Below are 7740 nucleotides of genomic sequence, written 5' to 3' on the forward strand. Positions count from 1 at the left end.
CGGGCACGCGGTAATACAGATGCGTCATGCCGGGGCGCGGGACCTCCAACTTCTGCTCGCTCACAAACTGATTCGACGCGTTGAGCACGGTCGCCGCGACAATCGTGGCCTGCGTGCGGTACTCCACGCCGGGCGACCCAGGATGGTCGAGCGTCATCACGGCCGTGTGCACGCCCGGCGTCGTCGGTGCGACGCCCACTGCGACCGGCACCGGCGTGCCTAACGGGAGATTCACCGTCGCAGCAGACGTGAACGTGCCGTCGTTCCCGTTCCACCCGATAGTGAAGGGCAGGGCACCCTTCGGACCGGTCGTGCGTGTGAACGTCACCGTGCGCTCGCCGCGGTCGCCAGTCGCCCACCCTTCACGCTCGAAGATGCCCACGCCTTCGTACGGCGTCGCGAGCAGGTGCGCCATGGCATGTTTCACGGGCGATCGACTCGTGATCGTGATGGCGGTCTTCGCCGTGTCCATCGCCTTCAGCGCTTCCCACGCGCCAGCGATGTTCACGACCCCATTGCCTTGTTTGTTCGCCGAGAGGTGGGAGACCCAGCGCCCTGACGTCATGATCGCCTGGCGCAGCCGATACGGGTCGACCTTCACGTTTGCCTGGCGAGCGGCGCTGATCAGGAGCGCGACCGCGCCCGCCGTCGTTGGTGTAGCCGTCGACGTGCCGCCGGCGATGTTGTACCCCGGCGGGAGTTGCATCAGTCCGGGAATCGCAGTGCCCTCGAGGAATCCACGACCCGTGCTCACGTAGTTGGACGGGGCGATGATGTCCGGCTTGAGCGCGCCGTTCCCCATCGGACCGTAGCCACCGGTGATGAGCAGGTTGTCGTCGTGCTGCACTCGCACGCCATGGTTGGCAAAGAAGTTCGCCTTGCTTTCATGGCCCCCGATGGAGATGGCTCCCGGCGCGAGTGCGTAATCGTCAATCGCGGCCAGCACAGCATAGTTGTGCGTTGGGAGGATCAGCGACTTGCCGAACCTCTCGATCACGCGCCCGTAGATGACCGTCGGGACGAGCCGCCCGTCGAAGAGCAGGTAGTTGCGGGCGATCACCGAACTCTGCTCGGTGAAGATCACGTCGACCTCCGGGATCTTCGCCGCCTCGATCACCGCTTCGGTCTGTCCGTACGCGGCGCCACCCTCGGCCATATTCACCAGTTGCGCGCCCGGGGCAACACCGTCAAAACGTCCCACCGTGCCGCGGCTGGCCACCGCCGCACCCACCACCAGCGACGCATGGCTCGCCACCCCGAGGTTGAGGGCGACCAGCTTGCGTGACTTGTCAATCTGGATCGCGAACGACACGCTCTCGCGAACGGGCGTTTCCGGTTTGTCCTTGCCGATCGCACCGAACTCCGGCCGCACTGCATAGTCCGTGTAGGCCTTCTCGTCGCTGAAGTCCATGTCCTGGTCGGTGTCGACCCACACGTCGTTGGTGGCCTCGTTCCAGAGGATGCCGAAGAGTCGGCTCGAGCCCGAAGGATTGCCGTCGCGATTCACGTCCTTCTCGATGCCGGCACGATTGAGCGAGTCGAACAACGCCTCGTCCAACTGGTCGATGCGATACGTCCCGGGAGCAGGGGCCGTGTACGTCTTTCCTTGCCACGAAATCTTCCCGTCCTGGGCGCTCACGACGTCCTTCATCCGGAACCATTGTCCATCGTTCTCCTCGTCGATGTCGACCACGGTGCGATAGCCGACAATCTTGCGCGTCGAGGCGCCCGTCAGCGTCTTCGCCACCTGCAACTCCGGGAGGAAGGCATCCATGCTCTGGTCGATCATGGCGATCGTCACGCCCCGACCGTCCCACGTGGGATTGGCCTTGCGCCACTCCGCGCCGCCCATGTCGATGACCGGGTCATACCGATCGACGAGGGGGGCGTCCGACAGCACCGGAGGCCACGGACGTTTTGTGGTATCGGGGGCGAACGGCAGCGTCGACGAAGGTTGAGCTGCAGGCGCCCCGCCGTCGGCCATGCCTAACGCGCGACTCGTCCGGCTGATCGACACGTCGGTCGAGTGGACGAGCGGGCTGCGCACCACCTGCTCGGCGCTGTCCACCGGCACCCGCACGCGCAGGTAGTCCACCTTGTCCTCGCGATAACCCACCGTGCCGCCGAGCCTCGTCACGAGTGCGACGACCTTGGGATTGGCGCCAGCCATCGACGCCACGACGAGTGTCACCGTGGTGTCACCTCGCGCTCGTGCGGCGGCGATCTCGCCTCGCGCGTCCTTGAACAGGAACGAGCGTCGTGGCGGATCACTCTTGTAGGGTGCCTGCCCGGCAACGTCGCGTACAGTGCTGCCAGCTAAGAGGAGGACGGCGACGGGAAGGAACCGGGCCTTGGGGTACATGGGCAGGCTCTGCGGGAGGAGGATGACCCCAATCTTGCCTCGGGGCACCGCGCTGTCGAGCAGCAGTATTCGGCAGGAGTCCGCCCTCGATTACGCGGCCCGGCGCGACCACACCGCCACCGCGCGTGTTGACTCAGGTCGCGACCAGCGTGCACCAGGCGATCGCCGGATAGGTCGCCGCGAAGGCCCACACGAAGGTGTTGAGCCCCATCACAACGGCGGCACCGAGATGGAACGCCAGGCCGCCGGCGAGGAACCACGGCACTGCGGCGTCGGGCACCACCAGCACCAGAGGGAACAGTGACTCGGTCAGGATCACCGACCACGACAGCGCGATCGCGAGCCACCGCCGGCGCACCAGCACGCGGTGTAGCGCGCCGACGCCGTACGTGCGCGTCGACAGAACCCCGGTGAGCCCGCTGCCGTCTCGCCAGCGCCTGCCGCGCAGCTTGGCGAGGCCCGACGTCACGTATGACAGACACGCCTGCGCGGCGCAGAACCACAACACCGCGCTCACCACCCGCGTACCATCGAAGGCGTGGGCCAGCGCAGCCGCCACCAGCACGATCAAGCCCATCTGGTCGGCGCCGTCGTTGCCGTACGACGACCGCAGCATGAGCAGGGCGGTGACCGCGGCGCAGACGACCACCGCCGCGCTCGTCGGCGTCGGCATCACGATCACGACCGCCGCCGCGGCCGCGCGCAACCCGAGCAGCATCAGCACGCCGGGCGAGCGGAATAGCGGATCGAGCATGCGATGCTGCCAGCCGCGGCTCAGGGCGCGACTGCGCAGCTGCGCCACCTCCCAACTCAGGAGCCCCGTGGCGATGAGCGCGCGCCGTCGCACTAACTGCTCAGCGCTGGCGACCAGCAGGCCGACCGCCGCCAGCCGCTCGACCAGCGCCAGCGTGGCCCACGCCGTTGGTTCAGCCGGAAACATCCGGCACCTCCGACTGCGGCGTCCCCGCCGGCAGCGGCACGCGATCGTCGAGCGCGTGCGTCTCCGACAGCATGCGCACAAACGGCGGACTGCCGTCGTCGCTCGAGCCCATGAGCACGAACTGCACGCCGACCGCGCCGGGCGGCGCCGGTTGCGCCGAGACGTGGTTGAGCAGCAGCAGGTACGGCACCGACAGCCGCACCGACGCCGGTCGATCGTTGCGGCGACGCACCAGCCCGCTGCTCGCGTCGGAGATCGCCTTCTCCTCGCGGCGATCGGGGTTCCACAGGCCGCGGTACCAGACCGGCCGCCACACGAACGACTCGCGCCACGGCGTCACCTCGCCGCCGGCGAGCACGTGGCGGTGCAGCAGGTGGCAGTCGGTGCTCGCGGGGTTTGGCGCAAAGAAGCTGAACGACGGGATCAACCCGAAGGGATCGCGCGCGCGCACCCAGCTGCCGACAAGCCAATCGGGCTGCGCCACCGCCGAAGCCAGCCACCACAGCGCCAGCACCGTGATCGCGACGATCTCGGCGATCACGGTCAGGGAGTCTTACAGCAGCGTGTTGCGGCGCAGCCCGAGCATGGCTGCGGCGCTCAGGCTCGGCGTCAGGGTCTCGAGCGTGATGTCGCGCAGGTGGATTTCGAAGCGACCGCCGGCCTCGCGCTGTTCCGCGCGTGCCTCGGCGCGGTCGGCCTGGGCCTCGGCCTGCGCTTCGGCCTGTGCGGCCCGCTGCTCCTGCCGCGCGTGCTCGGCCTCCTGGCGCTGCCGCTCCTCTTCCTGCTTCCGCCGCTCCTCGTCGTTATTGAGCGCGATGCCGCCGGGCAGGGCGACCCCGAGGTTGTAGTGGCGCAGCTTCTCCGGCACCAGCGCGAGCGTGGCCTTCTCGATCGACGACAGCGTTGGTTCGTGCTTCGCCGCGATCACCGCGACATCGCCGCTGGCGCTGAGGCGTAGCCCGTCGGCGCCGAGCTCGCCGCCGTTGTACGGCAGCACCAGGCGCACGACCCGACCGTCGCCGGGGATGACCACGTCCTCGGCCAGCACCACGTCGCCGTGCTTGAGCGCGACACGCATGCCAGTTTTGCTCGGTTTGTCCAAGGTCGGGTCGGGCTTACCGGTGGCGCCCTTCGCGAGCTCCTTGCCGAGCGCGGCCAGCTGCTTCGAACCGGCGGCCGCCAGGAACAGGGTGATCGATCCGCGCGCCACCAGCGGCGTGCCCTTGGAGGTCTGCGGCTTGTAGCGCCTCACCTCGATCGCGGTGGTGTTCGGCGCCATCACGGAGCCACCCTTCTTCTCTTTAGTGTATGCCATGGACCTCAGTATACCACTCATCTGGACGATTCGGCCAGATGTACCGTCTGCGCCAGCCGCGCCATGGCACTCCGCTGCGCTCGATGATCGAGGCGACCTCATCAGTAACTGCTCGCGCATGAACTCTTCACGGTTGGTGACTTGCCGCATGCGGACGATCTCGAGATCGGGCGCCGAGGTGGACCAGGCGACAGACGTTATGCTGGCGCGTGACGGCCCGGATGTTTCCAATAGACTTATCGCGCGGGGGGCGCCGGCGCGGGAATCGTTCAAGGCGGGTGAGAGACCGAACACCACGCGTCGACGTGAGTGATCTACTATTTGCAACGGAACAGAACAGGAGTGTCACATGCGCATCGCTGTCGTCGCCTCTCAGAACGCCTTCCAGTTCGCCGTCATCGACTTCACGAATTCGGCGGCGGTGACCGTCACGCCGACCAATCCAGGCTTCGGTGGCTCCTGCGTGGTGGATAGCGACGGCGAGCTGGTCGCGGTCGGAAACGCGAACGGCGACAACGTCGCGCTCTACAGCATCAGCGATCCGGCTAAACCTGCGCTGCTGGGAGCGATCAAAACGGGTCTTGTCGGGATTGGGTGTATTTCCATCGACGGAAAGCGCGTTCTCGCCGGAGAAGCGAATGGGCTGCGCGCGACATTCATCGACTTTTCGACGCCCTCAGCGCCCAAACTCGTTTCCACGCTGAACGTTGGGATCTCGAGTCTCGGATCGGTCGCACTCTCGGGTTCCCGCGCGGTTGCGGCGGGACCGAACAACCCGACGATCAGCATCATCAACTATTCATCGCCGGCAACTCCGTCGTTCATCTCCTTCGATCCGCTGATCGGTGGTCCACTGGTGGCGGACTTGGACGGCACGCGGGCGGTGGTTGGCGATCAGACAGGCTCGAACGTCACGCTGATCGACATCGCCGGCCCTCTCATCCTCGGAACGGCCAACACGACACTGGCCGGAATCACCGGCGTCAGCCTGAGCGGATCGTTCGTCGCCGTGGGCTCCACGAACGACACCAACGCCGCCCTGGTCAACTTTGCCACACCGGGGAGCCCGACCGTCAAGACGTTCAACCCTGCTGTAGGCGGCGGTGCGAGCGTATTTGTCGCAGGTGCGGAACTGCTCGCAGGTGGGGTGTTTACGACCACGGTCAAACTCTTCAGCCTCTCCGCGGCGACGCCCACGCTGATCGCAACCGCAAACAGCGGCCTGCTCTCGATCGCGTCGATCGCGCTCGCCGAATTCACGCCGGTTGTGCCGCCACCACCACCGGCGAAGCCGAACATCGTGGTGACGCCGGCCCTGCTCGCGTTCGGGTCCGTCGCGGTGTGCCTGTCCGAGACGAGGCAGATCAACATCCGAAACGTCGGGAACGGAAATCTGTCCATCACCGGAATCACGGCGACTGGGCCATACACGGTGACGCCGAGCGGCCCCGCGACGGTGCTGCCTAACGCCTCGTTGACCCTGCAGGTGAAGTTTGCGCCTACAGTCGTCGGCCCTGCGAACGGCGTCGTCACGATCCGCAGCAACGACGACGACACGCCGATCCATGCCGTTCCTCTGCAGGGAACCGGGATGCCCACACCGGCGCCGAAGATCGGCGTGAACCCGGTCGCGCTGAACTTCGGCGCCTGCCTGGCCAAATACTTCTTTGGTCTGCGCGTCACGATCGTCAATGAGAATCCGTGCATTCCTCTCGTCGTGACCGGGCTGTCGACGGGCCATGCGGCTTTCCCCGTCACCGCCGACCAGGCGCCCACGACGGTGCCTTCCACGCTCGCCATTGGCGGAGCGACAATTCCCCCGGGAGGATCGCGCCGCTTCATCGTCGTCTTCGCGCCGCGATCGCTCGGCTTCTACGAGGGGACGCTGACCATCACGAGCAACGATCCTGCACGTCCCTCGGTGGCCATCCCGCTCTACGGCACCTGCGTACTCGCCAAGGCCACAGCAGCCAGCCTGGCCCTGGATCGAGGCGGCTACCTCCTCTTTGGCGCAGGACTCGATGCAAACATGGCCACCATGCATGCGGCGGTGAATCTCTTCCTCGACCTCATGCCGGAGGAGCAGGGCGATTATCTCGGCACGGTCACGAACCACGCATATCACGAGGCGATCCGACTCACGAACATCGGCCCGTCGGACGCGGCCAACAAACAGCTTATCCGACTCAATCTCGCAAACACTTTCTTCGGCGGTGGCTTCAATGTCGGCTCGATGTTGGTTCGCGCTGCCACGCAGTTGACCGCCGATCTGAAGCGCTTGTTTCCTGACTCGGCTCCCGAGCGCCGCGTGGTTATCACCTTTACGGGAGGACGAGAGCACAACCCACCGTTCATCCACGACGCGGCGAATGACCTCCTCGGTCAGGACATCGAACTCTACGCCGTCGCCTGTGGTACAGGAAAGGCCATGGACGCGGCTGGGCTGAGTGAGCTCGCCGCTACATCTGGAGGGCGTTTTTTCGCTGGCGATGATCTGCTTCTCCTGCGGAAGAACTTCGTACAAGTCCTCGCCGACGCTTTCCGAATGAACATGGCCGCGGATCCCATCGTCACGATCGCGCGCGGCGCCACGCGTGACATCGGGATGCGTGTAACGCGCTGCGAACGGCGTCTGCGCTTCGTCTGTGCCTGGGATGACTTCGACGAGCAACTCGGCCTGGAATTGATCGCACCGGACGGCACGGTGTTCACTCCAGCATCACCGGCCACGAATCCCCTCGTGCGGTTCGGGGCGCGGCCCGGTGCCGCGTATTATGACCTCATGCTCCCGCCGCTCGACTCGGATGATGTCATCGGGCCGCAGGTGGTCGGAACGTGGCAGCTCCGCGTGAGCGCGCGCAACCTCGGCCGCGAAAGCGAACGGTTTACGACCGCGCTGCTCGTCGAATCCGACGTGTCCCTGCGCACCAAGCTGCGGCCGACAATCATCGGCAAGGTGACCGACCTCCGCATCGATCTTCTCCACAACGGCGGCCCCATCGCCGGTGCGGAAGTGAAAGTGAGCGTGTCGGCGCCGCAGCGCAGCGCGCGTGAGGTGCACATCCGCGAAGTCCGCGCGTCCGCGAAAGCCGCCGCGCGCCGATCGCGCGCCAGCGCGACACA

Annotated in this window: 5 protein-coding genes; 1 reads left to right on the plus strand and 4 read right to left on the minus strand. The window is 66.3% G+C overall.

Annotation, left to right across the window (positions count from 1 at the left end; translation table 11 throughout):
* The 4 genes from Q0C41_RS28030 to Q0C41_RS28045 form a co-directional block, all read right to left on the minus strand.
* Positions 1-2362 (minus strand): S8 family serine peptidase (locus tag Q0C41_RS28030; protein WP_291989723.1); only part of this gene is annotated, 2362 nt, incomplete at its 3' end.
* A 133-nt stretch (positions 2363-2495) separates the two neighbouring features.
* A complete protein-coding gene (locus Q0C41_RS28035; RefSeq protein ID WP_291989725.1) occupies positions 2496-3302 on the minus strand; it encodes a hypothetical protein in 807 nt (268 codons plus the stop codon).
* A complete protein-coding gene (locus Q0C41_RS28040; RefSeq protein ID WP_291989727.1) occupies positions 3289-3843 on the minus strand; it encodes a hypothetical protein in 555 nt (184 codons plus the stop codon). The genes Q0C41_RS28035 and Q0C41_RS28040 overlap by 14 nt, the downstream gene beginning before the upstream one ends.
* 12 nt (positions 3844-3855) lie before the next feature.
* On the minus strand, positions 3856-4581 hold the full coding sequence (locus tag Q0C41_RS28045) for a hypothetical protein (RefSeq protein ID WP_291989728.1): 726 nt from the start codon (positions 4579-4581) through the stop codon (positions 3856-3858).
* Positions 4582-4966: 385 nt separating this feature from the next.
* Between Q0C41_RS28045 and Q0C41_RS28050 the strand changes: the two genes are divergently transcribed.
* On the plus strand, positions 4967-7740 hold a 2774-nt coding region (locus Q0C41_RS28050; protein WP_291989730.1), incomplete at its 3' end, for a choice-of-anchor D domain-containing protein.

The organism is Luteitalea sp., from assembly GCF_022842525.1.
GTDB lineage: Bacteria > Acidobacteriota > Vicinamibacteria > Vicinamibacterales > Vicinamibacteraceae > Luteitalea.